Here is a 25759-nt window from a genome sequence, read left to right on the forward strand (position 1 = left end):
GTCAGCCCAACAAGCACGCCTTGGCCTCATTAATACGGGCAGCCAAGTAGTTACTCCCACCGCGGTCCGGGTGTACTTTCTGCATCATCCTGCGGTGAGCCCGAATGATCTCGTCCTGTGTTGCACCGGGCTTCAGCCCCAAGATGTCCAGTGCTTCGCTCTCGGTAAGTGGACCGCCAGCATTGGCTTGTTCTTCGGATTCTTCGCCTCCAGCGCTGGCCTCATCGTCAGCACGCCATGAGTCACCAAACCGGCGGTCAAGATAACTTTCCAGCAGCCGGGCGGAGTCCTCGTCGTGCGCCCGGCAGTATCGCAACAGCTCAAGAAATTCACTTTCGCCCAGGTCCGCCAGCTCTCGCCCGGCCATGGGGCCTTTCAGGACCTTGCCACTCATGGTGCCGGAGTCATGATCCAGGCTCATTTCCAGAATGTCGCCGGAGACATGGGATTGGTTGCCCGAACTTGCGTTTGCATCTCCCGTTCCGGCCCCCGCCATGCGCCCCATCAACAATGATGGCAGCACCCGGCGTAGCAGTGGATAGAGAAACGCCAACAACGCGAATAAGGCGTGCAAGCGGCCGGTAACGGCCATCAGAACCACTATCCCGATAGCAGCCATCAAGGCCAGCTTTATCATCGCCGGCTTACGTTGGCTGGCCGGCTGGTTGCGCAGCCAGACCCACGCAACAACCGACAGTGCTATGACCAGAAGCGTTAGTGGCACTCAGATACCCCGGAACTCATCGGTCCATCGATGGCTTGAACGTGGATTGAAACAAGCGCTACTTGATCTGCTGGGTCAAGCGCTTGACCTCTGGAGAGCTGCGGCTGGAAAAATCCTGCAGGGCCTTGGCTCCCCCGGAAGCATAGACCGCCACCGCAGCCATAAGATCCTTGAGAACCTGCGGACTGTTGCGATCGAAGGGGGCATAGGCGCCACCAGACAACTTGCTCACCTGCTGGAACACTGCTCTGGCATGAGCGTCGGCGCCCTCGTGGAACATGAACACCGGCGTTCGCAGCATCCCCAGCTCCCCCGCGGTATGGCACAGTTCGTCCACCGGTTCCTCGCAACAGTCGCCAATAAACACCACCGCCCTTACGGCCTTTTCCCGGGTTTCTTTCACGGCATGAGCCAACACCCGGCTGATCTGGGTGCGCCCACCCAGGCAGGAAACGCCGTTCATCAGGTTCAACAACTGACCGGTCTCCGTCACAAACCCTGTGGCCTTGAACTCGCCAAAGCCGCGGTAGTAACAAAGTTGGATAGCCAAACCACCCAAATCCCGGGTCGCCATGAACAGTTCACTCTGCAAGTGGCAGGCCTCATCCCAGGTTGCCTCCCGGCTGGCGGTGGCATCCAGCGCGAATATCAGCCTGCCCTGCCCGCCACCCTGTTTAGGCAGCGTGCGAACCTCGTTGATAAACTGGTCGATGGCCTGTTTATCGGATTTGGGGCGCAGTTCTTTGTCGGCCATGGTGGTCCTTTCTCGTTTACCAGTGCGTCACGCAACTGGGTTACCATCAGCCCGCCAGTGCTGCCCGCACCTTCTTGCTCAGGTGGCCCATATCAACCCGGCCAAGCACCTGGGGCTTTAGCTCGTTCATCACTTTGCCCATATCCTGCATTCCCTGTGCATCGGTAGCGCTGATGGTCATTCGAATCAGGCCGTCCAGATCATCCTCATTCAGGGCCGCAGGCATGAATTCCTCAATGATTACCATTTCCGCTCTTTCCTTGTCACCCAACTCCTCGCGCCCCGCCTCATCGTACTGACTGGCGGCGTCACGGCGCTGTTTGAGCATCTTGTCCAACACCTTGAGGACATCCTCGTCGCTCAAATCACGGCGCTCATCAATCTCAATCTGTTTGACTGCCGCCTGCGCCATACGCAGGGTGACAAGCCGGGTCTTATCCTTGTTCCGCATCGCGTCTTTCACCGCGGTGTTCAGTTGTTCCTTCAGTGTTGCTTCTGCCATTGCCGGCCTCCTTCAGATGAGTTAAATCAACTTTCCCAAATAGTGATTCATAGCACGATGGGAGTGAACCAAAAAGCTATTTGCAGACTACACTGCTAACCTGCTCATTCTTTTGACACCAGTGGAGTCACTGCATGATTACCGTTCACCACCTCAACAATTCCCGTTCACAACGCGTTCTCTGGATGCTGGAAGAATTGGGAGTGCCCTACGAAATCCAGCGTTACGAGCGTGACCCTAAAACCATGCTGGCACCGACCAGCCTAAAAAAAGTGCACCCGCTGGGTAAATCACCGGTGATTACCGATGGCGACCTGGTGGTAGCGGAGTCAGGCGCTATTATCGAGTATCTGGCCCACACCTACGGCAAAGACACCATGTTGCCGGAAACCGGCGGCCAGGCGTGGCTGGATTATACCTACTGGCTGCATTACGCCGAAGGCTCCCTGATGCCACCGCTGGTAATGCGCCTGGTGTTCCAGAAGGTAAAAAACAGCCCGATGCCGTTTTTTATCAAGCCGGTGGCCAAAGGCATTGCCGATAAAACCACTGCTACCTTCATCGGCCCGATGATCAAAACACACCTGGATTTTGTCGAAGCTCACCTGGCAAAAAACACCTGGTTTCTGGGGGATAACCTCAGCGCGGCGGACATTCAGATGAGCTTTCCACTGGAAGCCTCAGTAGCACGGGGTATCGTTGGCAAAGACCGGCCCCATATCAATGCGTGGGTTGAGAGAGCTCACGCCAGGCCGGCTTACCAAAAGGCGCTCGAGAAGGGCGGTGAATACGACTTTGCCTGAACGCACGGAGGAGGGCTCACTGCCCTCCCTTTTTTAGAAGCGAGAAGGCAACACCAAACCGACATGCAGATATGTCTCGGTTTCCCACACTTTTATTAAACACCGTTCGCCACCATCTAAAGGAGACAGACTTCGACCACACATCCCTCAGGATCACTCCATGAACGCGACCATCAAGCAATTCCTCCTGGTTTCAAGCATCTACCTACTCGCCCCAACCGTTAACGCCTTCGACCTTAACGACGCGCTTTCCAGCGGCACCGAAGCAATGACCTCGGCATCAGAGGTCAGCGGTGAAGCCCAGCAACTGGTCGGCCAACTCCAAAGCCAGCTCGGCGTCACGCAGGCCCAGGCAACAGGTGGTACTGGCGCCCTGTTACAACTCGCAAAAAACCAGCTGGCCAACGACTCCATGAGCACCCTCACCAGCAAAGCCTCGGGCCTGTCCAGCCTGTTGGGCGGTGGTAGCAGCCTGAGCGAAAGCCTGCTCTCCAATATATCGTCGATGGACGGCGTGCGGTCGGCCTTTACAGCTCTGGGTATGGACAGCGGAATGATCCAGCAGTTTGTCCCGGTTATCATGAGCTTCCTGGGGAACCAGGGGATTGGCTCTTCGTTGCTGGGGCAACTGCAGGGCCTCTGGACACCGGACGACTGAAGCGGTCGCCCTTCCCCGAGAGCGACGTTTACACCGTAATTCGCTCCAGGGCCTCCCGAATCCCTGGGGGAATCGGTGTCGAGGACTGGGTGGCACGATCCACGAACACATGGACAAGCTCGCCATGTGCGGCTGCCTGGGTGTCGTTCTCCATGAAAATCCCCACCTCGTAGGTCACAGAACGGGTGCCAATTCTGGCAACCCGAACGCCGGCTTCAAGGGCATCAGGGTAGGCAACCGGCTTCTTGAACTGGCAGCTGGAACTCACCATAAAACCCACTACCGGTGCGTTGTGTATATCAAGACCGCCTTCTTCAATGAGATAGCGGTTGATGACCGAATCGAAGTAGGAATAGTAGGTCACGTTGTTGACGTGACCGTAGATGTCGTTATCCATCCATCGGGTGATGATGGGGTAAAACACGGGGAAGTCAGATCGTTCCATGGAGGCAGCCTGGCGTCAGTGGTCGTCAAAAAGAATGACCTGGCGAATGGCCTTGCCGTTTGCCAATCGCTCAAAGCCTTCGTTGATCTCATCAAGGGTCAGGGTGTCGCTCAGTAGCTTGTCAACCGGCAACCGTCCCTGGCGAAACAGGCTGACGTAGCGGGCCACATCTCGCACCGGCACACAGCTTCCCACATAGCTACCCTTGAGGGTTCGTTCCTCTGCCACCAGGCTCACCTGTTGAATCGACACCTTCCTGTCAGGGTGTGCCAACCCACCTGTTACGGTTGTACCGCCACGACGAGTCAGTTGATAAGCCAACTCCAGCGCCTTTTCAGAACCCGCCATTTCGATCGCACAATCAACGCCTCCGTTGGTCAAGGCTTTCACCTGGCTCACGCAATCTTCGTCCGCCGCGTTGATGCCAGCGCTGGCGCCCAGGCTCTTGGCCATCGCAAGCTTGTCTTCATCCAGATCAATGGCAATGACCTGTCCTGCCCCGGCCACCAGCGCACCCAACACACTGTTCAGGCCCACGCCGCCAAGCCCGATAACGGCGACCGTCTGGCCGGCTTTGATATCGGCCGAGTTGATGGCGGCGCCCACGCCCGTCAGCACGGCACAGCCAAAGAGGGCGGCATGATGAAACGGCAGGTCTGGATCAATCCGTACCAGTGAATGTCGGGACACCACTGCGTGATCGGCGAACGCAGAGACGCCCAGGTGGTGATTCACCGGCGTACCATCCGCCCGATGCAGCCGGTGTTCGCCACCAACAAGCGTACCGGCATTGTTCGCGACGGCCGCCGGTTCGCACAGGGCGGGGCGACCTTCGGCACAGGGGCTGCAGTGCCCGCAGCTGGGAACAAAGACAGTGACCACGTGATCACCCGGGCTGAGATCTGTCACCCCTGCCCCAACGGCTTTGACCACGCCTGCCGCTTCATGGCCCAGGGCCATAGGCACGGGCCTTGGCCGGTTGCCGTCAATCACAGACAGGTCTGAATGGCACAAACCCGCTGCCCGTATCTGAACCAACACCTCATGATCGCCCGGTGGATCCAGTTCCAGCTCTTCAATCGTCAGCGGTCGGTTTTCGTCGAAAGGCTGTGGCGCACCTATCGTTTCCAATACAGCGGCACGGATTTTCATAACGATGATCCTGTTGGTGTTTTTGTTCGGAATGTCCGCAAGGTACTAAGTTTCTCTGATTTAGGGAAGTTCTGGGGTTTCTCTACCGGATGATCAGGGCGTTAACAGGAAACCGTAACGATTCCTGATAAAGTGAGCGCCTGTAAACGACTCCGTCCCACTTACCGGTAACTGCACCTGTCACTTATGCCCATTGCCATACCACCCGAGCAGACCATCTCCGAAGCAGAGATAGAGCTGGCCATAGGCTCGGGCATTGAACGGTATTTCGCCGACTGCCGGTCGCGGGTGCCGGCGTTTATCGACCGACATTTCCACTATCCCGGCGCTGTGGCAACCAACCGGATGGCACTGGGCTGGGACATGTTGCGGGCGCCGATCAATCTGCTTTGGGCGCCGGTTTACGCCCTTGCCTGACTGGTAAAATTCCAACGCGCAAACGAGCCGGTCTGAAATGGCTGCACGGAATGGCTGATCGTGTGCCTGCTGGTTTTACCACTCGCGTACAACAGCACATCTCGAGCCTTATTCAGGCCAACCTGCTGAACAATGGCCAACCAACGGGCCACCTGCTGGAGGACTATCTGGTGGAAGCGCTGGAGGAGGTTTACGAGCGCCACAGCTCTGAGCCAGTCGACCACCAGCACTTTATCAAACTGATAGAGCCCGTGATTGCCGACGCTCTGCGTCAGTACCGCGTAACGCGGACGGCCTCTGCCGATATCACCAACAGCATTTCATGCACCGTGCTGGGCGCGTTTGCATTCCAGAAGTTTACACCTGGGGGCATAGGGCTCGGAGTGGTGCTGGCGTCCATGCTTGCAAAGACCCTGGCCGCACGGGACTTTATCCTCGGCGAAACCATTGGCACGTGGTACTACAGCGTCTTTCCACCGGAGCCGTCGCTGGCAACGACCGCCGGCGTCATGCTCGCGGTCATGGCCGCCCTGGCAGCGTTCGCAGCGCTGTCTGGCGTTATTTCCGACCCCGTGCAGGCGGCACTCGGCCTTCATCGTCGTCGCCTGCATAAGCTGCTGGATCACCTGGAGCGGGACGTATCGCTCAGCACCCAAAGCAGCTTTCGGCCAAAAGACCAGTATGTGGCCCGCATTCTGGACACGTTCGACATGATCCGAGCCGGGTTGATTTAGGCAACAGCCTCCCAGGCAGGGAGGACTGACTGTTCCTGAACTACAATCAGTACCTGCAGGGCCAAACTGACCAGAACTCACATGAGGCACCCATGGCGCAACCAACCCCGCTTCAAACCTTATTCGACACCCTTCCTCAGAGCGGCCGGGTTGAATGGATTGGCATCCGCCCTGCCCGTGGTGAGCCCATGACAATACTCGATAACGTGATGATCACGCCGGGCAAAGGCCTGGAAGGCGATCGATTCGAGGGCCGCGAGACCAGCAAACGGCAGGTCACCCTGATCCAGAAAGAGCACCTGCATGCCATTGCCTCCTGCCTCGGGCGGGATGCTCTTGACCCAGACATTTTCCGGCGCAACATTGTGGTCTCTGGCCTGAACCTCCTGGCCCTGAAAGGCAAAGCGTTCCGAATCGGGGGTGTGGTGCTGGAATACACCGGCCTGTGTCACCCCTGCAGCAAGATGGAGACCGCCCTTGGGCCGGGCGGTTATAACGCCATGCGTGGGCATGGCGGTATAACGACGCGAGTGATTGAAGGGGGCGAGGTGGCACTTGGCGACAGCGTTCTGGCCTGCCTCTGAGCCGTTTATGGCTACTACTCCACCGTGATGGTGATCTTCTCGGACATCACAGGCGGCTGATGAGGTACGTGCAGGTGATCCCCCACCAGTAACTGCAAGGTGTGTTCGCCCGGTGACAGCTCCAGGGACGTCTGGGTTTGTCCGCCACCAAAATGAATATGACGATCATCGGACGGAACCGGTTGGTCCATTGCCGGCATATCGTCTACATCCACAAGCAGGTGATGGTGGCCGGTGCCCTTACGTTCCACGCCCGCTGGCGCCACACCCAGCCCATCCAGACCGAATCTCACGGTGACTGGAGAGCTCACCGTCTGCCCATCAGTTGGCGTAATAAAATACACCGACGCGCCTTCAGGAGCGGGTGTCGCTCCATGGACCCCGGCAACCATTGAGAAGGCAAGAACCGAACCAAGCAATAAACGTTGTGTGCTGCTGATCATGCTCATGACTCATTCCTTGAACGCGGGATTGACTGTTCAATGGTAGGACAGATTTTCGCATCTTGCCGAATATCGATACTGTCTTGTATAAGCTGCATCTACGGAGCTAGCCGAGCGTCCATACTGTTCTGCGCCAGCCGGCGGGCCTGCTCTTCGGTCATCCCCAGGCCATCACGCAGAGCCACGAAGTTTTCCAGCACATAACCGTCGAAATAGGACGGGTCGTCCGAGTTCACGGTAACCTTCAAACCCTGCTCCAACAGGTCCAGAATGTTGTGGTGGGTCATGTCCTGAAACACACGCAGCTTGATGTTCGACAACGGGCAAACCGTTAACGGGATCTGCTCATCCGCCAGTCGGTCCAACAACTTCGGATCTTCCGCGGCACGGACCCCATGGTCAATACGGCTTACCTTGAGCAGGTCCAAAGCCTGCCAGATGTACTCAGGCGGCCCCTCTTCACCGGCATGGGCAACTGCCAGGAAGCCTTCAGATCTCGCTTTGGCGAACACTCGCTCAAACTTGCTGGGTGGATGGCCCTGTTCTGCACTGTCCAGTCCCACCGCAAAAAACTGATCACGAAACGGCATCGCCTGCTCAAGTGTCCGGAAGGCGTCATCTTCAGACAAGTGCCGCAGGAAACTGAGAATCAGCCCACCGGTAATACCCAGCTGCTCGCGCCCATCCCGCATGGCGCCGCTGATGCCGTTGATGGCCGCTTCAAAGGGAATGCCACGCTCGGTATGGGTTTGCGGATCATAAAAAGGTTCAACATGGACAACCCCCTGCGCCTGACACTTCTGCAGGTACGCCCAGGTGAGATCGTAGAAATCCTGCTCCGTGCGCAGCACATTGGCACCCTGGTAATACATATCCAGGAATTCCTGCAGGTTATTGAAGGAATAGGCCTGTCGCAGCACGTCAACGTCGCTCCACGGCAATTCAATGCCGTTGCGCCGAGCCAGTGCAAACATCAGTTCAGGCTCAAGCGCCCCTTCCAGGTGTAGGTGTAACTCCGCTTTGGGTAGGGCTTTCAGCCAGGCTTCGTTCATCACACTCTCCAGGATGATTTATCGTGTATCAACAAATCATCCCGGAAAGCCATGAGTTCTTGCAAATCCCTGTGCAGTCCGCAAAGAAAAAAGACGACAGGGCGTCAGCATGAGGCGTTATCAGCTACCAGATAGGTCTACAGATACCGCCCACCAGCACCAATCACCACGACAATCAGCCCGAGAATCAGGTTGGTGCCCACCAGCTTGCGGATCTGTCCCACCTGGCGCCCACCTTCCTGTGGGTCCTGATTGGCAACGGCCTGCTTTAACCGCCGGAAGGGGGCAAAATAGACGTGACAATAGAGCAGCATCATCACAATCCCCAGCCCCTGCATCACATGGACATGCCAGCCGGCACCCGCCATGCCACCGAATACGCTGAAGACCATCCAGTAACCGGTCACCAGCAACAGTATGATCGCCACCCATACCCAGCGGAAAAACCGGGACAGGGTGTGACACCAAAGCGTACCCCGCTGCGATGCATCAATGACCTCCACCACTGCTGGCCGCATGGCCATATAGGCGAAAAACATACCGCCAACCCAAATCACGGCAGAGAGAACATGTAATGCGATAGCCAGACCCATAAAGCGACTCCCGGATAAGAAATGTGTGACGAGCATAAGCCTCACCCGCCACAAAACCAACTCTCTTGACCGGATTCCCGGCTAAACCCGCCAGGGTGGGACGCTATTACGGCATCGGCGAGCAACTGGCACTGGGCAATTGGTCAATCCAACTGCGAATCAGTTGAGCACCTTCCTGATGCGTTGTGCTACGGCCCAGCTCCGGCATCTTGTGTCGGCTGTCTGTCGTCTCGATACGGAACAGCAGGTAGGACTCATCCGCGTTGCCTGGAATCACGTCGTACGGATAGCCCTCTTTGCCGCCGGCCACCGGGTCCTTGCAGACTCCGAATTTACCCGGCGAGTCAGCGTAGACGCGGTTGTACTCCAACTGCACGCCGCTACTGCCTGCGGGGCCGGCATAGTCGGCCGGCAGGGTGAGGTCTGCCCGGTGGCAATGGGCGCAGTTGATGTCCAGGTAGGCCCTGGCCTTGTCGTTCAGTTCTGCGTCGCTCAGTGACGGGATGTGGGTTTCGTCATTGAACACCGGTGCCTGTTCCACACTGTTGAAATCCGCCGGTAACCCAGTGAGCAGTTCGCCTTCCGACCAGTATTGAAGCTGGTTGTAGACCGTGCCGTCCGGGTAGCTGAAATCCTTGTTCAGATAACGGGCCTTGGGGCCAATGGGCAGAAAAATCTGCTCACGCTGGTCATCCGGCCCCGCCAGGTCCGGCACAATGGAGTGGCAGGAGTTGCAGTCCGCAGCTTTGGGCACCGCATAATCAAAGGTGAGCGTCTGTCCCTGGTTGTTGATGGTGGTCAGGTCGGTCAGGCGTTTCCCCGCAATGGCGAGTGTCGCCTCGGACTCTGACGACCAGTAATACGGCAATGCCATCCAGCCATCGACCCGGTGGATCAACAGGCGGGTTTCGATCACCAGCTCCGCACCGTCAGGCATGGCGGTATTTTCCGGTAGGGCGAAAGTCTTGGTAATGACCGTCCCAACCGGAAAATCCAGCGCCTCTGATGGGTTGTAACCCACGGTCTTGCCTTCCGGCACAAACACAAAACGGTACTTACTGGTGTAATCAGAGAACAACGCCGTGGAGAGATCATAAGGCACCCCGCCCCGGGTCGGCCCGGCCGTTGGATCACTGGCATCGGTAAACAGATTGTAGTCGGAGAGCTTCGGGCACACCTCCGTCATCAAGGCGTCCCAGTTCACCCCATTCGTGGTTGCACTGCAGCTGCCCTCTGCTCCTGTCGGCGCACCAGCACCGGCATTCAGTGCGCTGCCAGTCGGGTTGGAGCCACTATCGTCCGACGAATCACCACCTCCTCCGCCGCCACACGCAGCCATAAGAAAAGACGTCACCACACCCGCCGCAATCGTTTTATTACTGTGTTTCATTGGAGACTCTCCCTTACAGCGCGCAGGCCGCTTCGGCCAGATCATCCCCGGTGCAGCCGTAGATGTTGTTGCGGAAGTTCACCACCGCTGGCGCCAGTCGCGGCTGGACGCAGTTCAAGTAGGTGTTGTTGACCATTTGATCGATTAACAGGTGGGGCAGAGGATTGCCATCGCCATCAACCATGGTTACGTCGGCAGGATCATCCGGATAGACCAGTCCGGTATTCACTTCGTCATAGTCTGGCGCCGGGTTGCCATTGATGTTGCTGTTGGCACAAATCTGGTCGCCTGCGCCGTAAGGGTCGTAGTTCACCCCATCGGCCTGCGCCTCGGCGCCAACCAGGGCATTGAAGCCAGCCAACTCTCCGGCATTCGACAGCAGTTCACCGATTCCGTCATACAGAATCGCAGGAAAGGTTTGCGGCGCCCCCTTGCTGTTCATGTTCGAGGAGTAACCATCAATAACCGGCTGAAGTAGCGCACCTCGCGGGTTATCGCCGTTCCGGGCAATGGTGTTGTTATGCAGGTAGACGTTCTTCAGTGTCGGGCTCCAACCATTGCCCATGGTGGCGCCGTAGTTGGCCGGGTAACTGGCAAGGTCATCATCAACCAGCAGATAGCTGGTGATCGCGACCGCCGTGGTGTCATTGTCCGTTATCTGGTTGTTGTACATTTCCACGTCACTGGTGGCCAGCACCAGGACGCCGGTTCCCGGTGGCACCGTGCCAACCACGCCAGCGCCTACGTTATCGGCGTTGTTGTTGTAGGCCTGGTTGTTAAAAACACGAACATTGCCGCCGTAGGCCTTATCCAGCCCTGGCAAGTCGAACACCAGGATGCCGCCAGAGTTTGCGAGCGCGATGTTGTTGTACACATCCGCCATGGTGGAGTTTTCAATCTCAATGCCGGCCACGTTCTGTTTGGCGGTATTGTTCCGAACCACAATGTTTTCGGACTGCCCCACGTAGATGCCCGCATCCGCCGACCCGAAGGCGTAGTTGTTCTCCAGCAGCACGTTCTGGCTTTTCAGCGGGTACAGCCCGTAGGCGCCGTTGGCCGACTCCAACTCGCCTTCCCAGACCGTGGCGGTATAAGTCATATGGATGCCGTTGACGTTGGTGGCCTTGATGCCGTTCTTCGGCGCCTCGTACACACCGAAGTCCCGCACCGTAATACCGTTCCCGCCCTGGAAGCGGAACGCGTCGTCGCCATTGGACGTGCTGAAATCCAGCGCAGTTTCGTTGATGCCGTAGCCGGTGAGGGTCAGCCCACTGGCACTGTTGATGACAATGCTCTCGGTCACCACAAACCGCCCTTTTGGCAGAACCACCAGGGAATCCTCCGGCAAATCGAACAACGCCACGGACAGTGCCTCGGTAATGTCGTCACCGTCTGCAGCATCCGGCGCTACAAGGATGGCGTCTTCAGGAATGGAAAAACCAGACGTGGTCATTGCAAGTTGGGCAACGACATCGGCGGACTGTCCATCGGCTCCGGCCTTGCCGCCTTCTCCATCGTCCCCATCACAACCGGCGAGTAGGAACCCACTTGAAATGGCAGTCACCAACAATAGTTTCTTAAACGTTCTGGCCTGGCGCATCGTAACCTCTGCTTGATCGTGTTGTTGTTATTCAGGCGTTCCCAAAAAGAACGCGGTGTCCAGAACGACACTAAGCAGGATGCGACACGTTGGCGAGAACAACCGATGTGCAGAAAGCCTCACGCCCTGTGCAAATTCTGCAACGGCCCGCGCACCAGGGGTTTGAGAGGAGAAAAGAAGGGCACTGTGCAAAACCTGCAATTCCGGAAATTGCAGGTTTTGATCAGCTGATGTCAGCCCCGAGGCACTGCTGACGGTACTCTGTTGGGGTGGCGTTCTGGATATCCCGAAACGCCCGGTTGAACGAGCTCAGGGTACGGTAGCCAACGTCCAGAGAGATGTTCAGCACGGGTGTGTCCGGTTCGTTCCGCAAACGTTCAGCGGCGTCGGCTACCCGGAGCTGGTTGATGTAGTCATTGAAGTTTCGATAACCCAAAGCCTGGTTAATCACCTTGCGCAAACGGTATTCAGGAATCTCAGTGGCTTCCGACAGCTTTTTGAGAGTCAGCTTCTCTGTTCGATAGAAGCCGGCATCCATGGTTCGGCAAAGCACTGCGGCGTCCTGCTCCTGTTGTGCAAAGTGTGCCTCGTGGGTTTCCTGGGGCTCTGCCTCTGGAGTTGGTCTGGGCTGCGGCTGTGGCGAACCGGCAGGCCGATCGCTGCCCACCAGATCCATGATTCCCTCCCGCGCCGTAACCAGGCAGATCAGGGTTGCGAAAGCCGCCAGCCCCGTGATGATCCCGCGGATGTACTCATGATAAAGCCCGAAGTTCAGGCTGACCGTCGCCACGCCTACGGCGCTGCCGACAATCAACAAAAAGGCCAGACGGGCCTTCCTGCGGGCTTCCACCAGATCGTTTCGCCAGTACCGAATCACAAAACTGAGGCCATGCAGCAGCACCACGTACTCGAAGAACTGGCCCAGCCGCCATCCGAAGAACACCGCCGGAGTCCACGCGTCACCGGGCTCTACGAAGGGCCGCGCCAACGCTGGCGCCAGAAAGCTGTATAGCGCCATCGCGCCCCATACTGACTTCAAACGCGGGCGCGGCGCAAAAATCAGCTGACACAGTAGCCAGAACAAGGCCGGCAACGCGGTTTGCAGGTCGGAAGTGATCCAGCGCCATTCGGTTGGAATCAAAGGATCAACCAGGAACGCCACAGACCCAACAATCACCAGCAGGAACAACTGGCCAACCAGCAAATGCCGGAAGTCTCGCAACGTAATCACAAACAGGGGCAACAGGCAGCCAAGCCCGAAGCCGGTTAGCAACATCACTGTTTTTACCTTCTTGTTGTTATCTTAACGCTTGATAACGGATGTTAGCCGAAGTGTTGAGCGTTTTGATAGCAACTCACTTTTCAAAACGACTCGCGCATGATGTTTTCAATGGTTGGCCTTGGCAACACAACGGGGTTGGCCTTCATGGAAGAAGAGCTTGCAGCCGACTGTGAGGCGGCAATAATGTGCTCTTCCGTCACTCCAATGGATGCCAGCCCGGGCAAGCCACTTTGACAGATCCATTCACGAAAACGTGATAGCGCCTGATCCGCGGACGCCTCAAATATGTCTGCAATCCAGCCAACTACCCGATCAATACGAGCCTTATGCTCCGCCTCAACCACGCTATCGCGGTTGGCAGCTATACCTGCCGGCAACAAGGCACCACAGAGAGCACCATGGGGCGCACCAGATAATCCTCCCAACGGACCGGCAATGCCATGAACGACACCCAGTCCCGAGTTTGCAAGTGCAAGCCCACCAAACAGACTCACTTGAGCCATGGCGTCACGCGCCTCTTCAGACTCACCATCCATCAGTTGTTTTAACGCGGCCAGGCCTTTGGGGATCGCCTCTTTGCACAACATGTCGGTGAACAGATTGGAGCGTGACGAGAGATACGGCTCGATGACCTGGGTAATGGCATCCAGCCCTGAGTGCAAGGTAACACCCCGGGGACAATGGTCGGTCAGCGCAGGATCTATCAGGGCAAGGTCAGGGAGCAACTGGTTATCCCGCAGACTCACCTTGCGCTGAGCTTCCGGAATATCAATAACCGCGTTTCGGGTCGCCTCTGCCCCCGTTCCCGAGGTGGTTGGAATCAGGATCAAGGGCAGGCGCTGGGTGGATAACGGCAGCCCCTCTCCGACCACCTCCAGGTGGCTCATCAACTCAGTCTGGCTGGACAGCATCGCAGCCAGTACCTTCGCTGAATCCATGACAGAACCACCACCAATGCCGATGACCAGATCGACACCCAATGCTTTGCCTTGCCGAATAGCAGCATTCAGTGTCTGTAAATCTGGTTCCTTATGCACAGACATCGTTTGGACAATATCAACGGCATTCAGTGACTCGAATACCCTGGCAAGTCGATCAGGATGGCGACCATGAACGATCAGTACTCGCTTACCCAGCCTTGTCACCCGGTCGCTCAGCTGGGCTATCTGTCCTCTCCCGAAGACAATGTCGGTCGGAGTTACCAGGCTAAAAGTGTCGGGCATAGAGAAGATCGTCCTCGATATGGATGATGTTCAATTGAACACTAATTACGGTGTCGATCCAAGTGTTCCGATGCCTCTCACCTTGTCTAATGCTCATTTACTGTTATGCTTAATGTTCAATTGAACATCTGATAATAACAAGCTGAGTGAGCTGGTCCTTCCCGGATGTTCAATGCGAGGCAGAGAAACCTCAGGCATGGACCGCTCCACATGGAGAAAAAGAATGAACCTGTCTAAGAAAGTGTTTCCCGGTATTCTCCCGTCGGTGACTCTGGCGGCATCCGCCTTGCTGGTCGGCTTCAGCGGTCAGGCATTTGCGGATTGCGAACGAGGCTCGCTAGACGCCAAGTACTGCGACGAAAACGGCGATATGGTTGCTGACCTGCCAGCGGACAAATCAGAGTGGGTGAATCCCGACACTCTGATCTTTGCCTACACGCCGGTTGAAGACCCCGCCATCTATTCCGACATCTGGCAGCCCTTCATCGATCATCTGTCTGAAGTGACAGGCAAGGATGTTCGCTTCTTCGCCGTGCAATCCAACGCCGCGCAAGTGGAAGCCATGCGCAGCGGCCGTTTGCATGTGGCGGGCTTTTCTACCGGCCCAACGCCTTTCGCGGTTAATCTCGCCGGTGCGGTGCCCTTCGCCTTGATGGGCTCAGACTCCGGGCAGTTCGGCTACTCGCTTCAGGTCTACACCCACGTCGATTCCGACATTCATGAAATAACCGACCTGAAAGGTAAGCGCGTCGCACACACCTCCCCTACCTCGAACTCCGGTAACCAAGCCCCCCGTGCCCTGTTCCCGGAAATGGGCGTGGTACCAGGTGACGACTATGAAATCACCTTCTCCGGCAGCCATGACCAGTCCATGCTCGGCGTAGTGGCCAAGGATTACGACGCGGCCCCTGTGGCCTCGGAAGTGGTTGAGCGTATGGCCGCACGTGGGCTTTACGACGAGGAAGATGTGCGTCTGGTGTGGGAGTCCGACCGGTTCCCGACAACCTCCTATAACCACGCCCACAACCTGCATCCCGAGCTGGTCGAGAAAATTCGTGAAGCCTTTTACAGCTTCAAGTTTTCCGGCACCGAGCTGGGCGAAGAGTTTGAGGGCGTCGAGACCTTCATCCCCATCAACTACAAGGACAACTGGCGCGTAATTCGCACCATCCAGGCGTCCAACGGCGTTCAGTACACGCCCGACAATCTGAAATAAGAGCAACAGGCGCTTCCGGCCAATGGCCGGAAGCTCTGGCCGGAGTGAATTCATGTTAGAAATTACCAACCTGGTAAAGCGATACGGGCACAATGAGCCGGTGCTAAAAGGCCTGGATCTTGAGGTTGACGGCAGCAGCGTCGTTTCCATCGTCGGCGCTTCGGGCGCGGGGAAAAGCACACTGCTGCGCTGCATCAACCGGCTGGTTGAGCCCACATCGGGTTCGATCAAGTTGAATGGCCACCAACTGGTCAATCTTCGCGGCAGCGAATTACGACATTCCCGCCGGCGTATCGGCATGGTTTTTCAGGGGTTTAACCTGATTGATCGCTTGACGGTCATGGAGAACGTACTGTCCGGGCGTCTGGGCTATGTGTCACTGTTCCAGGCCCTGACCCGCCGCTTCCCTCAATCGGATATCGATCGCGCCTTCCACCTGATGGAGCGCGTGGGTATCGCCCACTACGCCAATAATCGAGCCGACCAGTTGTCCGGGGGTGAACGGCAACGGGTAGCCGTAGTGCGGGCACTGATGCAGGAGCCGGAGATTCTGCTGGCGGATGAGCCAACCGCGTCGCTGGACCCCAAAACCTCTCAGCAGATCATGAGCCTGCTCCAAACCCTGGCCAGCGAAATGTCGCTGCCGGTGCTGATCAACATCCACAACGTCACTCAGGCGCGGATGTACACGGATCGCATTGTGGGTATGCGGCACGGTCAGATGATTTTTGACGGTTCGCCCAAGGACTTCAACCAGGATGCGCTGGATGCCATTTACGGCGGCATTGAGTCCCCGGACGAGGATGCGGCTGAGGCCGGCGCCCAAACCCAGGAGGCGACCGTATGACCACCAGCAGAACTGCAACCGACATGACGTCGGGCAGGGTCTGGAAGAAGCCCCCGTTCATAGCCAACCCCTGGCTCCGCTATGGCTTGATCGCCGTTACCCTGACTTATCTCTACTGGGCTTTCTCCACGCTGCCCTTTGATTGGGCGCGAATTTCCGAGGGCCTGCCCCGAGCCGCCAAAATATTCGGTGGAGCCTTTCCTCCCAGCTTTGAGCGTGCTGGACTCTTGTGGACCGGCTTCAAGGAAAGCTTCCAGATTGCATTCCTGGCAACCCTGCTTGGGGTGTTTCTGTCGATACCTATTGCGGTGATGGCTGCCAAAAACGTGGCTCCGAAGCCAGTCTATCTGGTGGGGCGCGCTATCATCATTATCTCCCGCAGCTTCCACCCGGTCATCGTGGCCATCCTGTTTGTGGCGGCCGTCGGGTTTGGCCCCATGGCAGGCATTCTGACCCTGACACTCTATTCCATCGGGTTCGTGGCCAAACTGTTGGCCGAAGAAATCGAAGAAATCGACTGGGGCCAGGTGGAAGCCATGCGCTCCGTCGGCGCAGGATATCTGAAGATGCTGATCTACGGCGTGTTTCCGCAGATCATGCCACGCCAGATTGGGCTATCCATGTACCAGCTCGACAGCAACCTGCGCGCTTCCGCGGTGGTTGGCATTGTCGGAGCAGGCGGTATTGGCGGCACACTGATGAATGCGTTCGGACGTTACGATTACGACTTCGCCTTTGCCATTCTGCTGATGATTATTGGCATCATTCTGGTCAGCGAAGGCATAAGCGGATGGGTGAGGAAAAAAGTATGGTAGATCACGCTGCGAAACTGACTGACCGTGTTTGGTCCCGCTACGACCGGAAAGAACAGTGGACCCGCTATGGGATCTACCTGGTAACCCTGATTGCGATTGTCTGGGCGGTGCGTGACATCGACATTTTCTGGCCCTGGGTGTGGGACGCCCCCAACCAGATCCAAAACCTGGGCGCACGCATGTGGCCACCGGAGTTCAGCACCTGGAATGCCATCTTCGCGGCCATGCTGGAAACCGTACACATTGCCACCCTGTCTACCATGCTCACGATATTCATTGCCCTGCCGGTGTCCTATATCGCGGCGCAGAACACCACGCCGAACAAGGCCACCCTGTGGCTCGGTCGGTTTATTCTTGTGTCCAGCCGCTCAGTAAACACCATCATCTGGGCCCTGCTGTTCGTCGCCATTTTCGGCCCTGGGGTACTTGCAGGCATTCTGGCGGTTATGTTCCGGTCAATCGGTTTCATTGGTAAACTGATGGGCGAGGCTATCGAGGAGATCGATCGCCGCCCCGTCGAAGCTATGCAGGCAACCGGCGCCAGCAAAATGAAAGTAGTGCTGTACGCGATCGTGCCGCAGGTAATGCCAGCCTTTTTTGCCATCATCATCCTGCGCTGGGATATCAACATCCGTGAATCCACCGTGCTTGGTTTGGTGGGCGCCGGTGGCATCGGAGTGCTGCTGCAAGGGTCTATCGACCTGTTTGCCTGGCAGACGGTGGCCACGATTCTGCTCGCTATTGTGGTGTTGGTGATTCTGGGCGAAGCACTAACCAGCGCCTTGCGCAAGAAAGTTATCTGACGCGGAAAACCCAGTCCATGACAAACAGCTTTAACTTTGGCCAAGCGGACGTATTGTTCACCGACGTGGACGATACCCTGACCACCGATGGTCAATTGCTGCCAGAAACCTATCTGGCCCTTTGTCGGCTGGCAGCGGCTGGTATTCGCGTGATTCCGGTGACCGGGGGTTGCGCCGGCTGGTGCGACCAGATCATCAGAACGTGGCCGGTCACTGCCGTAATTGGTGAAGGCGGCGCCTTCTACGCCGAGCGGACCGCCCCCCAGACGGTCCGCTGGCACTACTGGAACGACGCAGCCGGCCATAAGCGCGACCAAGAGGCCATACTGACTGCAGTCGCCGCACTGGATCTGGACTTCGAACCACAACTCGCCAGCGACCAGGCCTTCCGCTATGTCGATGTAGCGGTCGACTACAACCAGCAGCAGTCTTTAAGCTCAGAGCAAGTAGCGGCTCTTCATAACGCTCTGGTTGGCCGGGGCTTTAACGTTCGGCAAAGCTCAATCCACCTCAACGTCTGGCTCGGCGATTTTGACAAGTCCACGATGGCCGTGCGTGTAGGGCAGGAAGTGCTGGGACTGGATCGTCAGGCGTTGCAACAGCGCGCAGTTTTCATTGGTGACGCACCCAATGACGAAAGCATGTTTCGATGTTTTCCACTAAGTGTTGGCGTGGCAAACATTCGCAAGCATCTGCCCGGGATGACCCATCGGCCGGCCGCCGTTGTCAGCCAGCGTTCCGGGCTGGGCTTCGCGGAAATGGCCGAAAACTGGCTGAGGCAACGGACCGAATCCGACCTGCCGCAGGCCGAAACACATCCTGTGTGATCAAGCCAGGGGTAATGGACCGAGTATCTAATCTGATGGGCGCCAAAGATCGGCAAAAAAGCATTCTGGATTGGGTGAACGAGCAGAAGCATGTCGAGGTTGAAGACATTGCCCAACGCTTTGGAGTCACCACCCAAACCATTCGCCGAGACATCAACAAACTGTGCGAACAGGGTGTGCTACGTCGCCGTTATGGCGGCGTCAGCCTACCGGCCAGTGCCACGATTTCTCCCGTTGAAAACGCGCGGATCCATCATCATGCCACCAAGCAGCAGATGGCTCAGCGGGTTGCAATGGATATTCCTGAAGGCGCCACCGTCAGCCTGGGAGTCGGCAGCACCATCGAACTGGTGGCGAAAGCGCTGATTCATCACCAGTCACTGCGCATCCTGACCAACAACCTTAGTGTGGCCTCTGCGCTTTCCGGCAATTCCGGCATCGAAGTCATCGTTTCCGGTGGGCAATACCGGCACAACCACCATGATGTGGTCGGGCCGGAAGTGACCGGATTTTTCAGCTCCTTCATCACCGACTTTGGCATCATCAGCACCGGTAGCATGGACCCACAGCATGGCCTGATGGATTTTGATATCCGCGAGGCCGAAGTCAGCCGGGCCATCATTTCCAACACCCGGTCACGCTTGCTGGTGGCCAACCATAGCAAATGGACCCAAAGCTCTCATTGTAAAGTTGCCTCATTCAAGTATGTGGATCGCTTCTACACCGACTTCATTAGTGCCGGAAAACAGATAGGCCTGCCTGCGTCGCTTGAAATCATCGAGTGTGTTGGAGCTTAACGAGTCCGAACGTTCGCATCTCCATGAAGAACCCGGTCACCCAAGACGACAGCAGCCCGCTTCAGCTTTGCCAGAAAGCCTTGCTACGCTCATCCATTGGGAAAAAATGCTCGATCCGCAAGTTCTGTGCGGTGACATCCAAAGGCGTGCCTATCGTTGCAATGGTCGAAAAGATTCTAAGCTGCTGATCTCCCAGGTTCAGGGTAAAAGGAATCGCCGGGTAGTCGAGATGTTCCACCACGTGGCTTTTCCAGTTCTGCGGAACGCCGGGCAGAGTCAAGGCATGCTCCAGCAATCGGTTGGGCTGGTCCCGGAAGGGGCCGGCTAGATGCTCATGGTAGACCCGCTGCAGCATGTGGCATGCAATGTTTTCCCAATCTCCCACAAAGGGTTTCATGCCCTCGTTGTCCAACAGCGATAGGAGAAAGTTCGGCCTTGCGGGAAAGTGAGCGCCCAGTTCCACCATTCTTACCATCATCGCCTGCATGGCTGTGTTAGCCATCACCAGATAGTACTCGTGATCAAAGACAACCGCCGGGTACGGCAGGTGTGCCTGCAAGAGGTGATCAAGCGCTTCTTTGATCATTGCCATGCCTGGCGCGTTCAAATCCTGATCGCTGTAAACCTGGCTGTAACCCGCCGCAGACAGCAGGCGGTTGGTCGCCGCCAGATCCGTCTGAAGCATCTGCGCCAAATGCAGAACCATGCCCTTACTGGGCTGGCTTCGGCCCGTTTCCAGAAAGCTGATGTGCTTCGCCGATACTTCGCATTCCAGGGCGAAATCCATCTGGCTCAACCGTTTACCCTGCCGCATTTCTCTAAAAAGCGTACCGAAGGCGCTCATGGTAGTTCCTGTGAATATTCGAGTGTTCAGCGATTATCTTCCTCAAGGGTGTGCTGCACCATTACCTCACAGGTAATTGTGCCCATCACCGCCCAGGTAGATGCTTTGTAGCGTAGTCCAACACATTGTGAAACCCGATTGAGGTGATCCTATGAAAAGCTTCGTCCGTCAATTCAGCGTAAAACAGATCGTCCTGAGCGATGTTTTCCTCTCCACGCCACTGGCATTGGCACTGATCCTGGCCGCAGAGCCGATCGCCCAGTTAGCGGGAGGGCCCGGCGCAACCTTCTATCTAGTGGTGGGCATAGTGATGTTGCTCTGGTGCGTGGATATGGCCGCTATGGCCATGAACGCACGGTGGCTGGAGAAATACTTCAACCTGATGATGGTTGTGGATGTCAGCTGGGCCCTGCTGTCTTTCGCCCTGATGCTGTGGTTTGCGGAGAGCCTGCAGGCGTTGGGCTGGGTGCTGTTCGCAGTGAACATTCTTGTTCCACTGGACATGGCGTGGATGAAACGGGTTGCTGGCAGTAAACCTCTTGAACCTGCATTCAGCTAGCCTTCGAAACACCGGGTAGCGGCAACTCCTGTCGCTACCCGCCTACTCAGAAGTAGCCCAATAGCCTGCCAAGAGTCAGCGCACTCATCCAGAACACCAGAGACATCAAGGCACCTGCCCTCAAGGGCAAAGGCATGGAAGCACCCATTGGGAGGCTCCGTATATCCCGGCGCTTTAACACCCGAGCAAGTAGCAACGCGTTCGACACTCCCAACAGGACAACCACCATCTTGACCCGGAACAACATCGACCCGGCGTAGTCCACCGCCGCTGTGGCGAATAGAAGCGAACCACAGACCACCGCTAACCCCAAACCAAACGCGGAGGTGACTCGAAGCACATCGACAAACACCATCACAGGGTAGCGGCGCCAGAGCCCCAGCAAACGCAGATCCAGCGGCACAATTCCACCAATCAGCAGGGCAACACCAAGAATATGCCCGGCGTTGATCAGCGGGTATGCGAGGGTGGAATTGCGCAGCGCCGATACAAAGGCCAGGTTTTCAACAAAGACCAGCGCCGGCTCAATCATTCCCAGGCTCAGGAATCACGACCGGGATACAAGTCGTAGTTCGTCCCATCGATGACAATCCGCTCGGCCTTGACCAACCGTTCGCCCTCTTTGGCGGAACGGTGACCGTGCACGGTCATTTCCCGGCCGACGCTCAAAATCTCTTTACTGAGCCCGACACGGTCGTTACGCCAGGGTTGGCCGACTTCCACAACCCATGCCTCGCCATCAACGTCTATCGTGACCTCGCCATGGGGATTACCAAGGCGCATCGACTGAATGGTACCGGTGATTTCAAATTCCTCGTCCGTGGCCCAGGCCCAACCGTGATGAGCATGAGCGGCAGAGGCAGCGAGAACAGCAACAAGAAACGCAAAACCGAGCAGGTGGGTAAAACGAACGTGAGGCATAGTGAGTCCTCTCATTGCGGGTTTTCAAAGATGAAGAGCAACGACCGACGGTTAAAACCGGATGATGTCGTTACCCTGTTCGTGCAGCCAACGCCGCCAGTCCAAATCCAACATACTGACTCCGCCGATGTAATTATCATCCACCAGGTAGTATGCGAGAGTGCGGTCACCCCGGTTGAAGTTGTGCATCAGCCGCACCACGAAGTTGCGGCGGGTCGGTTTGGAGAGCAGGAAACTCAGGAATTGACCGGACTGAGCCCTCAAACTCCCATGCCCCGACAGCTCTGAATGGCGCCACTTATAACTGGATAATTTCAGAAACTGTGAAATGCCCGTTAAACGGCCCTGTTCACGGGCCTGAGCAACCACCCAACTGTTTTCCTGATGACGTTCAAAGTACAGGCCCGATTCATCACGTTCCAGCATTTCCATCTGCTCGGCAAGCCCCTCATTCAACCAGAGCGGCGCATAAGGAACGATGGTATCGACAACCGCGTGGCTCACCTCATGCTTGATCGTTTCAAAGGTGCGGCTTCTGTTTTCCTGCACATAGACGACTATCTGGTGTTCGGAAGGTATATACAGGCCGTATGAAGCAACCGCCAGACCTTTGTTCCTGCGAACAAGGTAATTCCGGTATTCAGCCTTATCCTTGAACATCAATATATTGACCGGAACCGTCCTGTACATATCAAAGGACATCACACGGTCAAAGAACTCGTAGACATTGTTCACACCATCAACAATCTGCTGATTTTCCTCTTCACTCAGCTCCACATCGACGGCTTTAATCTTGATATCAAAACGCGACCATTTCGACGCGCCAGGCTTCACGTTGACAACTTCCTGCTCAACGCGATGGTCTTCCCGATCGCTGAAATGAATCTTCCCGTCTTCATCCACCCATTTATAAATCTTTGCATGACCAGAGACTGCAAAGATCATAGAGAGTAGAAAAACAAGGACTGGGTTTACGACTTTCATTAACGCTTTAATCCCTGCGCTTCAGAACCAGATCTGCCCCGGTGACTATTTCACGCTAATCTGCTTCGGGCCCGCTGAGGTTTCTTGGCCACTCTTACCCTTACCTACGTACTCAACGGCCCCACCAGCCTTTAAAAAAGCTGCCGTCTGCTCTTCAATGGTGGCAGAGGTTAATGTCACTTTCTCGGGCTTCTTGCTCATGGTGTTCTCCACGTTAACTGTTGGCTTATCCAACAACTAAACACCCATGATATATGAAATAGGAAAAAAGTGTTTGGATGCACTTCAGCGCCGGTAACGTGCCGCGATGAAGTGGTCCATTGAACACCAACCCGGCCCGTAAGCCATCAGATAAAGCAGCACCGCCGCCCATACCCCATGCGTTGGCCAGGCACCGGGATAGACGAATATCTGGATGGTCAGTGTCATCACCAGCAGGGCCAGCGCCGAGAAACGCGTAGCCAGTCCCAACAAGAGCAGAATCGGAAACAGATGCTCGGCGAACGCCGCCATCAAGGCCGCCAGCTCGGGGGCGATCAACGGCAGACTGTACTCCTCTTTGAACAGAAAGAGCGCACTGTCCGACAACCGTGGTACCCCCAGGCTGAACTCACCGGAGACAATGTCGATGGCCAGCCCTTCAATTTTGGTCTGGCCTGACTTCCAGAACACGCCGGCAATCGAAAAGCGGGCGATCATAGCGATCAGGGTGTCCGGAATGCGTCCGAAAAGAGTGTTTGCCTGCTTGATCAGGCCTGGCAGGACACCCGTGCCGGTTGAGGTTTGAGCAGCGGTTTCAGTCGAGTTGTCCATGTTCATCTCCGGGGTAAAGGGAGGTAATGATCTGCCAGCGCAGCAAAAGGGTCAGCGCTGCAACAAGATCAAAACCGGGCTCGCATGCCTTGGCGTCCTGTTCAGCCTGCGACAACGTTTCCTTCTGTATCAGTCGATCCATAAAAACGCCGGTGGCCTCTGCGATATCGATGCACTGGACTTCCAGCCCGGAACGCAGCACCAATACGGTTTCTGGTTGCAGGGGCTCGACACGGGCCAATTCAGGGGTTGCCTGCTGGTGCGCGGCCCATAGCGAAAGCACGGCGAACCGTGATTGCAGCACCGCCACCGAGGGATGGATATCCATGCGAAGCCCGGGTAGCCGATGGGGAGCAGACAGCACTCCGGTTATGTCCTCCGTGCCAAGCGACTCAACATCGGCAGAATGGAATGCGTCGAGTCGTAGTCTTTCGAGCCGAGCCACGTCGGCCAGATAGGGTACTGATGATGCCGGGCTAAAGGTGTCGATAAAGGCCGGAAATTCGCGCCCGTAGAAGGTCAGGATTTGCGAACGCGGTGGTTGCGCCACCACAAACACCCTGGCCATGGCGCGGAAGAAGGCTTCGCCAACCAGTTGTTGGCAAACAGGAAACGTGGCAGCGAGTGCATCAATCAGTGATACCACGATGTTGTTGCGATACACCGCAAAGCGCTGGTTCGGATCGGAACCGTTCCACGCCCGTAACCCGTCCGGGCAGGGTTGCGCCGGATCAAGCAATGCGCTGGCGAATACTGTCTGCTCACTCACGTTGGCCTCCTGCTTCAACAAGGTACGAGTCGGCGAGATTGACCTCGGCCAGCAAAACGTCAAATGGCGGAATGTCGTTATCGCGTTCGATCAGCGTGGCAGTCGGCCCTATTTGCTCAAGTACTTCGGTATAGAGTGCCCACACGTCTTGCGCAACGGGTGCGCTATGGCTGTCTATAAGCAGCGGGTCGCCGTTGGCATCGGCCTGGGAGGCAAAACCACCAAGGTGAATCTGCTCCGCCCGGTCAAGCGGTAATGCACGGATATAAGCCCCGGGCTCGCGGTGATGGTTGATGCACGAAACATAGGCGTTGTTGACGTCGAGCAGCAGGCCACAGCCCGTGCGGCGTATTACTTCGCTGATGAAGTCGGTCTCCGACAGGGTCGAGGTCGAGAACTCCAGATAGGTCGCCGGGTTCTCCAGCAACATGCGGCAACCCAGATGCGTCTGCACCTGATCGATGTGGTCACACACACGGTTCAGGGTGGTGGCCGTGTATGGCAGCGGCAACAGATCATTGAGAAAGAAGTCACCATGACTCGACCAGGCCAGGTGCTCAGAAAAAACCTGCGGCGCATAACGGTCAATCAGCACCGCCAGCGCATCAAGATGTGTTTTGTCCAGGGGAGCGTCGGCTCCGATCGAGAGCCCTACCCCATGCAATGACAACGGGTAGTGCTCACGAATTTTCCCCAGATAATGGTGCATAGGGCCACCCGAAACCATGTAGTTCTCGGCATGAACCTCAAAGAAACCAATGTCTGGGCCCGATTCCAGAATGTTCCGAAAGTGCTCTGGTTTCAGGCCCAAGCCTGCCCGTGAGGGCAGCATTGCTACTTCTCCTCGAAGGCTTCGAGTTGTCCGAAGCCTGTGGGTGAAGTCGGGGATGCGGTCTCCTCGCAAGTGCCTTTCGGAACCAGCGTCCAGGCATTCCCTTGATAATCGATAGTGGACGTGCCCGCACAGGTAGTGCCCGGCCCGGCGGCGCAGTCGTTCTTACCGGCGAGCGAAACTCCATAGCACTTTTCCATGCCCTCCGCGTGGGCAACGTCCGGAACGGCAGCGATGGAGATCGCAGAACCCAGGGCGAGTGCCATGGCAGCAGCGGTCATGGTGCGGGTGGTGTTGGTTTCGGTGATCTCGGACTGTGAGATTTTGGATTTGGACATGTCAGACTCCTGAATTTTACGGTCGGCCAAAGCACGCC

Annotated in this window: 33 protein-coding genes; 12 read left to right on the forward strand and 21 right to left on the reverse strand. The window is 56.7% G+C overall.

The window, feature by feature from the left end; translation table 11 throughout:
• Position 1: 1 nt before the first annotated feature.
• Genes AAGD24_RS15455 through AAGD24_RS15465 form a run of 3 tightly spaced genes read right to left on the reverse strand, consistent with a single transcriptional unit; the run spans position 2 to position 1980 of the window.
• On the reverse strand, positions 2 to 724 hold the full coding sequence (locus AAGD24_RS15455) for a DnaJ domain-containing protein (RefSeq protein ID WP_379865584.1): 723 nt from the start codon (positions 722 to 724) through the stop codon (positions 2 to 4).
• Positions 725 to 782: 58 nt separating this feature from the next.
• On the reverse strand, positions 783 to 1478 hold the full coding sequence (locus AAGD24_RS15460; RefSeq protein WP_085679518.1) for a hypothetical protein: 696 nt from the start codon (positions 1476 to 1478) through the stop codon (positions 783 to 785).
• 46 nt (positions 1479 to 1524) lie between these two features.
• Complete coding sequence (locus tag AAGD24_RS15465; protein ID WP_085679515.1) at positions 1525 to 1980, reverse strand: GatB/YqeY domain-containing protein; 456 nt, start codon at positions 1978 to 1980, stop codon at positions 1525 to 1527.
• A gap of 134 nt (positions 1981 to 2114) precedes the next feature.
• On the opposite strand from AAGD24_RS15465, the gene AAGD24_RS15470 reads away from it, so the two are divergent.
• Together AAGD24_RS15470 and AAGD24_RS15475 are read left to right on the forward strand one after the other, a co-directional pair.
• Positions 2115 to 2783, forward strand: coding sequence for a glutathione S-transferase family protein (locus AAGD24_RS15470; RefSeq protein ID WP_379865586.1), 669 nt, complete (start codon positions 2115 to 2117; stop codon positions 2781 to 2783).
• Positions 2784 to 2943: 160 nt separating this feature from the next.
• Positions 2944 to 3441: a DUF2780 domain-containing protein gene (locus AAGD24_RS15475; RefSeq protein WP_379865587.1), complete on the forward strand. Its 498-nt coding sequence runs from the start codon at positions 2944 to 2946 to the stop codon at positions 3439 to 3441.
• 28 nt (positions 3442 to 3469) lie between these two features.
• On the opposite strand, the gene AAGD24_RS15480 is transcribed toward AAGD24_RS15475, so the two are convergent.
• Both AAGD24_RS15480 and AAGD24_RS15485 read right to left on the reverse strand, forming a co-directional pair.
• A complete protein-coding gene (locus AAGD24_RS15480) occupies positions 3470 to 3886 on the reverse strand; it encodes a thioesterase family protein (protein ID WP_007152706.1) in 417 nt (138 codons plus the stop codon).
• A 15-nt stretch (positions 3887 to 3901) separates the two neighbouring features.
• Positions 3902 to 5038, reverse strand: coding sequence for a zinc-dependent alcohol dehydrogenase family protein (locus AAGD24_RS15485; protein WP_007152707.1), 1137 nt, complete (start codon positions 5036 to 5038; stop codon positions 3902 to 3904).
• Positions 5039 to 5224: 186 nt separating this feature from the next.
• Between AAGD24_RS15485 and AAGD24_RS15490 the strand changes: the two genes are divergently transcribed.
• The 3 genes from AAGD24_RS15490 to AAGD24_RS15500 all read left to right on the forward strand — a co-directional run bounded on the left by AAGD24_RS15490 (position 5225) and on the right by AAGD24_RS15500 (position 6773).
• Positions 5225 to 5455, forward strand: a complete 231-nt coding sequence (locus tag AAGD24_RS15490) for a DUF6635 family protein (RefSeq protein WP_379865589.1) — start codon at positions 5225 to 5227, stop codon at positions 5453 to 5455.
• A gap of 50 nt (positions 5456 to 5505) precedes the next feature.
• Positions 5506 to 6189, forward strand: a complete 684-nt coding sequence (locus AAGD24_RS15495; protein WP_379865591.1) for a DUF6635 family protein — start codon at positions 5506 to 5508, stop codon at positions 6187 to 6189.
• Positions 6190 to 6281: 92 nt separating this feature from the next.
• The gene (locus AAGD24_RS15500; RefSeq protein ID WP_213480115.1) at positions 6282 to 6773 is read left to right on the forward strand and encodes an MOSC domain-containing protein; all 492 of its coding nucleotides are present in this window, start codon (positions 6282 to 6284) and stop codon (positions 6771 to 6773) included.
• Between the two features lie 14 nt (positions 6774 to 6787).
• On the opposite strand, the gene AAGD24_RS15505 is transcribed toward AAGD24_RS15500, so the two are convergent.
• From AAGD24_RS15505 to AAGD24_RS15535, 7 genes are all read right to left on the reverse strand, one after another.
• The gene (locus AAGD24_RS15505) at positions 6788 to 7222 is read right to left on the reverse strand and encodes a DUF4399 domain-containing protein (RefSeq protein ID WP_007152710.1); all 435 of its coding nucleotides are present in this window, start codon (positions 7220 to 7222) and stop codon (positions 6788 to 6790) included.
• 92 nt (positions 7223 to 7314) lie between these two features.
• Positions 7315 to 8268, reverse strand: coding sequence for an adenosine deaminase (locus AAGD24_RS15510; protein ID WP_379865593.1), 954 nt, complete (start codon positions 8266 to 8268; stop codon positions 7315 to 7317).
• Between the two features lie 137 nt (positions 8269 to 8405).
• A complete protein-coding gene (locus AAGD24_RS15515; protein WP_305936631.1) occupies positions 8406 to 8861 on the reverse strand; it encodes a CopD family protein in 456 nt (151 codons plus the stop codon).
• A 106-nt stretch (positions 8862 to 8967) separates the two neighbouring features.
• On the reverse strand, positions 8968 to 10251 hold the full coding sequence (locus AAGD24_RS15520) for an SO2930 family diheme c-type cytochrome (protein ID WP_007152713.1): 1284 nt from the start codon (positions 10249 to 10251) through the stop codon (positions 8968 to 8970).
• Positions 10252 to 10264: 13 nt separating this feature from the next.
• Positions 10265 to 11815: a parallel beta-helix domain-containing protein gene (locus tag AAGD24_RS15525; protein ID WP_305936630.1), complete on the reverse strand. Its 1551-nt coding sequence runs from the start codon at positions 11813 to 11815 to the stop codon at positions 10265 to 10267.
• A gap of 259 nt (positions 11816 to 12074) precedes the next feature.
• A complete protein-coding gene (locus AAGD24_RS15530) occupies positions 12075 to 13127 on the reverse strand; it encodes an AraC family transcriptional regulator (protein WP_305936852.1) in 1053 nt (350 codons plus the stop codon).
• 86 nt (positions 13128 to 13213) lie between these two features.
• Positions 13214 to 14356 carry an iron-containing alcohol dehydrogenase gene (locus AAGD24_RS15535; RefSeq protein WP_305936629.1) on the reverse strand — a complete coding sequence of 381 codons (1143 nt, stop codon included), beginning with the start codon at positions 14354 to 14356 and terminating at the stop codon, positions 13214 to 13216.
• Positions 14357 to 14579: 223 nt separating this feature from the next.
• On the opposite strand from AAGD24_RS15535, the gene phnD reads away from it, so the two are divergent.
• From phnD to AAGD24_RS15565, 6 genes are read left to right on the forward strand one after another with little or no spacing between them, the layout of a single operon-like run.
• Positions 14580 to 15572 (forward strand): phosphate/phosphite/phosphonate ABC transporter substrate-binding protein, encoded by a 993-nt coding sequence (gene phnD / locus AAGD24_RS15540; protein WP_007152717.1) that lies wholly within the window; start codon positions 14580 to 14582, stop codon positions 15570 to 15572.
• A gap of 52 nt (positions 15573 to 15624) precedes the next feature.
• Entirely contained in the window at positions 15625 to 16419 is a 795-nt protein-coding gene (phnC, locus tag AAGD24_RS15545; RefSeq protein ID WP_040474321.1) for a phosphonate ABC transporter ATP-binding protein, read from the forward strand.
• Complete coding sequence (gene phnE / locus AAGD24_RS15550) at positions 16416 to 17234, forward strand: phosphonate ABC transporter, permease protein PhnE (RefSeq protein WP_051947015.1); 819 nt, start codon at positions 16416 to 16418, stop codon at positions 17232 to 17234. Before phnC ends, phnE (AAGD24_RS15550) begins: the two co-directional genes overlap by 4 nt.
• Positions 17228 to 18037, forward strand: a complete 810-nt coding sequence (phnE, locus tag AAGD24_RS15555; protein WP_007152720.1) for a phosphonate ABC transporter, permease protein PhnE — start codon at positions 17228 to 17230, stop codon at positions 18035 to 18037. Before phnE (AAGD24_RS15550) ends, phnE (AAGD24_RS15555) begins: the two co-directional genes overlap by 7 nt.
• Before the next feature lie 17 nt (positions 18038 to 18054).
• Complete coding sequence (locus AAGD24_RS15560; RefSeq protein WP_305936628.1) at positions 18055 to 18864, forward strand: HAD-IIB family hydrolase; 810 nt, start codon at positions 18055 to 18057, stop codon at positions 18862 to 18864.
• Positions 18865 to 18878: 14 nt separating this feature from the next.
• Positions 18879 to 19661 (forward strand): DeoR/GlpR family DNA-binding transcription regulator, encoded by a 783-nt coding sequence (locus AAGD24_RS15565; RefSeq protein WP_228301504.1) that lies wholly within the window; start codon positions 18879 to 18881, stop codon positions 19659 to 19661.
• Between the two features lie 61 nt (positions 19662 to 19722).
• On the opposite strand, the gene AAGD24_RS15570 is transcribed toward AAGD24_RS15565, so the two are convergent.
• Entirely contained in the window at positions 19723 to 20505 is a 783-nt protein-coding gene (locus AAGD24_RS15570) for a helix-turn-helix domain-containing protein (protein ID WP_199447098.1), read from the reverse strand.
• A gap of 151 nt (positions 20506 to 20656) precedes the next feature.
• Here AAGD24_RS15570 and AAGD24_RS15575 point away from each other — a divergent pair, with 151 nt between their 5' ends.
• Positions 20657 to 21064, forward strand: a complete 408-nt coding sequence (locus AAGD24_RS15575) for a hypothetical protein (RefSeq protein ID WP_305936626.1) — start codon at positions 20657 to 20659, stop codon at positions 21062 to 21064.
• A gap of 46 nt (positions 21065 to 21110) precedes the next feature.
• Here AAGD24_RS15575 and AAGD24_RS15580 read toward each other — a convergent pair whose 3' ends face one another.
• The 8 genes from AAGD24_RS15580 to AAGD24_RS15615 form a co-directional block, all read right to left on the reverse strand.
• Positions 21111 to 21596, reverse strand: a complete 486-nt coding sequence (locus AAGD24_RS15580) for a hypothetical protein (protein ID WP_036209231.1) — start codon at positions 21594 to 21596, stop codon at positions 21111 to 21113.
• Positions 21597 to 21604: 8 nt separating this feature from the next.
• Positions 21605 to 21985, reverse strand: a complete 381-nt coding sequence (locus AAGD24_RS15585) for a DUF6152 family protein (RefSeq protein ID WP_007152727.1) — start codon at positions 21983 to 21985, stop codon at positions 21605 to 21607.
• Positions 21986 to 22036: 51 nt separating this feature from the next.
• The gene (locus tag AAGD24_RS15590) at positions 22037 to 22969 is read right to left on the reverse strand and encodes a DUF4124 domain-containing protein (RefSeq protein ID WP_075196958.1); all 933 of its coding nucleotides are present in this window, start codon (positions 22967 to 22969) and stop codon (positions 22037 to 22039) included.
• A gap of 45 nt (positions 22970 to 23014) precedes the next feature.
• The gene (locus AAGD24_RS15595; RefSeq protein ID WP_007152729.1) at positions 23015 to 23170 is read right to left on the reverse strand and encodes a hypothetical protein; all 156 of its coding nucleotides are present in this window, start codon (positions 23168 to 23170) and stop codon (positions 23015 to 23017) included.
• A gap of 84 nt (positions 23171 to 23254) precedes the next feature.
• Complete coding sequence (locus AAGD24_RS15600) at positions 23255 to 23782, reverse strand: DoxX family protein (RefSeq protein ID WP_379865599.1); 528 nt, start codon at positions 23780 to 23782, stop codon at positions 23255 to 23257.
• A complete protein-coding gene (locus AAGD24_RS15605; RefSeq protein WP_379865601.1) occupies positions 23766 to 24551 on the reverse strand; it encodes a DUF2063 domain-containing protein in 786 nt (261 codons plus the stop codon). The genes AAGD24_RS15600 and AAGD24_RS15605 overlap by 17 nt, the downstream gene beginning before the upstream one ends.
• Positions 24544 to 25383, reverse strand: coding sequence for a DUF692 domain-containing protein (locus AAGD24_RS15610; RefSeq protein ID WP_036209222.1), 840 nt, complete (start codon positions 25381 to 25383; stop codon positions 24544 to 24546). The genes AAGD24_RS15605 and AAGD24_RS15610 overlap by 8 nt, the downstream gene beginning before the upstream one ends.
• 2 nt (positions 25384 to 25385) lie before the next feature.
• On the reverse strand, positions 25386 to 25721 hold the full coding sequence (locus AAGD24_RS15615; protein WP_051947014.1) for a DUF2282 domain-containing protein: 336 nt from the start codon (positions 25719 to 25721) through the stop codon (positions 25386 to 25388).
• Positions 25722 to 25759 lie beyond the last annotated feature (38 nt).

It is taken from the genome of Marinobacter sp. M5B (genome assembly GCF_042604615.1).
Classification (GTDB): Bacteria; Pseudomonadota; Gammaproteobacteria; order Pseudomonadales; family Oleiphilaceae; genus Marinobacter; species Marinobacter salarius.

What these genes read in the sequence shown, in the direction of transcription:
- AAGD24_RS15460 (WP_085679518.1), bottom strand. Translation starts at nt 1,478, where the DNA reads ATGGCCGACAAAGAACTGCGCCCCAAATCCGATAAACAGGCCATCGAC.
- AAGD24_RS15465 (WP_085679515.1), bottom strand. Translation starts at nt 1,980, where the DNA reads ATGGCAGAAGCAACACTGAAGGAACAACTGAACACCGCGGTGAAAGAC.
- AAGD24_RS15470 (WP_379865586.1), top strand. Translation starts at nt 2,115, where the DNA reads ATGATTACCGTTCACCACCTCAACAATTCCCGTTCACAACGCGTTCTC.
- AAGD24_RS15475 (WP_379865587.1), top strand. Translation starts at nt 2,944, where the DNA reads ATGAACGCGACCATCAAGCAATTCCTCCTGGTTTCAAGCATCTACCTA.
- AAGD24_RS15480 (WP_007152706.1), bottom strand. Translation starts at nt 3,886, where the DNA reads ATGGAACGATCTGACTTCCCCGTGTTTTACCCCATCATCACCCGATGG.
- AAGD24_RS15485 (WP_007152707.1), bottom strand. Translation starts at nt 5,038, where the DNA reads ATGAAAATCCGTGCCGCTGTATTGGAAACGATAGGTGCGCCACAGCCT.
- AAGD24_RS15490 (WP_379865589.1), top strand. Translation starts at nt 5,225, where the DNA reads ATGCCCATTGCCATACCACCCGAGCAGACCATCTCCGAAGCAGAGATA.
- AAGD24_RS15495 (WP_379865591.1), top strand. Translation starts at nt 5,506, where the DNA reads ATGGCTGATCGTGTGCCTGCTGGTTTTACCACTCGCGTACAACAGCAC.
- AAGD24_RS15500 (WP_213480115.1), top strand. Translation starts at nt 6,282, where the DNA reads ATGGCGCAACCAACCCCGCTTCAAACCTTATTCGACACCCTTCCTCAG.
- AAGD24_RS15505 (WP_007152710.1), bottom strand. Translation starts at nt 7,222, where the DNA reads ATGAGCATGATCAGCAGCACACAACGTTTATTGCTTGGTTCGGTTCTT.
- AAGD24_RS15510 (WP_379865593.1), bottom strand. Translation starts at nt 8,268, where the DNA reads ATGAACGAAGCCTGGCTGAAAGCCCTACCCAAAGCGGAGTTACACCTA.
- AAGD24_RS15515 (WP_305936631.1), bottom strand. Translation starts at nt 8,861, where the DNA reads ATGGGTCTGGCTATCGCATTACATGTTCTCTCTGCCGTGATTTGGGTT.
- AAGD24_RS15520 (WP_007152713.1), bottom strand. Translation starts at nt 10,251, where the DNA reads ATGAAACACAGTAATAAAACGATTGCGGCGGGTGTGGTGACGTCTTTT.
- AAGD24_RS15530 (WP_305936852.1), bottom strand. Translation starts at nt 13,127, where the DNA reads ATGTTGCTAACCGGCTTCGGGCTTGGCTGCCTGTTGCCCCTGTTTGTG.
- AAGD24_RS15535 (WP_305936629.1), bottom strand. Translation starts at nt 14,356, where the DNA reads ATGCCCGACACTTTTAGCCTGGTAACTCCGACCGACATTGTCTTCGGG.
- phnD (WP_007152717.1), top strand. Translation starts at nt 14,580, where the DNA reads ATGAACCTGTCTAAGAAAGTGTTTCCCGGTATTCTCCCGTCGGTGACT.
- phnC (WP_040474321.1), top strand. Translation starts at nt 15,625, where the DNA reads ATGTTAGAAATTACCAACCTGGTAAAGCGATACGGGCACAATGAGCCG.
- phnE (WP_051947015.1), top strand. Translation starts at nt 16,416, where the DNA reads ATGACCACCAGCAGAACTGCAACCGACATGACGTCGGGCAGGGTCTGG.
- phnE (WP_007152720.1), top strand. Translation starts at nt 17,228, where the DNA reads ATGGTAGATCACGCTGCGAAACTGACTGACCGTGTTTGGTCCCGCTAC.
- AAGD24_RS15560 (WP_305936628.1), top strand. Translation starts at nt 18,055, where the DNA reads ATGACAAACAGCTTTAACTTTGGCCAAGCGGACGTATTGTTCACCGAC.
- AAGD24_RS15565 (WP_228301504.1), top strand. Translation starts at nt 18,879, where the DNA reads ATGGACCGAGTATCTAATCTGATGGGCGCCAAAGATCGGCAAAAAAGC.
- AAGD24_RS15570 (WP_199447098.1), bottom strand. Translation starts at nt 20,505, where the DNA reads ATGAGCGCCTTCGGTACGCTTTTTAGAGAAATGCGGCAGGGTAAACGG.
- AAGD24_RS15575 (WP_305936626.1), top strand. Translation starts at nt 20,657, where the DNA reads ATGAAAAGCTTCGTCCGTCAATTCAGCGTAAAACAGATCGTCCTGAGC.
- AAGD24_RS15580 (WP_036209231.1), bottom strand. Translation starts at nt 21,596, where the DNA reads ATGATTGAGCCGGCGCTGGTCTTTGTTGAAAACCTGGCCTTTGTATCG.
- AAGD24_RS15585 (WP_007152727.1), bottom strand. Translation starts at nt 21,985, where the DNA reads ATGCCTCACGTTCGTTTTACCCACCTGCTCGGTTTTGCGTTTCTTGTT.
- AAGD24_RS15590 (WP_075196958.1), bottom strand. Translation starts at nt 22,969, where the DNA reads ATGAAAGTCGTAAACCCAGTCCTTGTTTTTCTACTCTCTATGATCTTT.
- AAGD24_RS15595 (WP_007152729.1), bottom strand. Translation starts at nt 23,170, where the DNA reads ATGAGCAAGAAGCCCGAGAAAGTGACATTAACCTCTGCCACCATTGAA.
- AAGD24_RS15600 (WP_379865599.1), bottom strand. Translation starts at nt 23,782, where the DNA reads ATGGACAACTCGACTGAAACCGCTGCTCAAACCTCAACCGGCACGGGT.
- AAGD24_RS15610 (WP_036209222.1), bottom strand. Translation starts at nt 25,383, where the DNA reads ATGCTGCCCTCACGGGCAGGCTTGGGCCTGAAACCAGAGCACTTTCGG.
- AAGD24_RS15615 (WP_051947014.1), bottom strand. Translation starts at nt 25,721, where the DNA reads ATGTCCAAATCCAAAATCTCACAGTCCGAGATCACCGAAACCAACACC.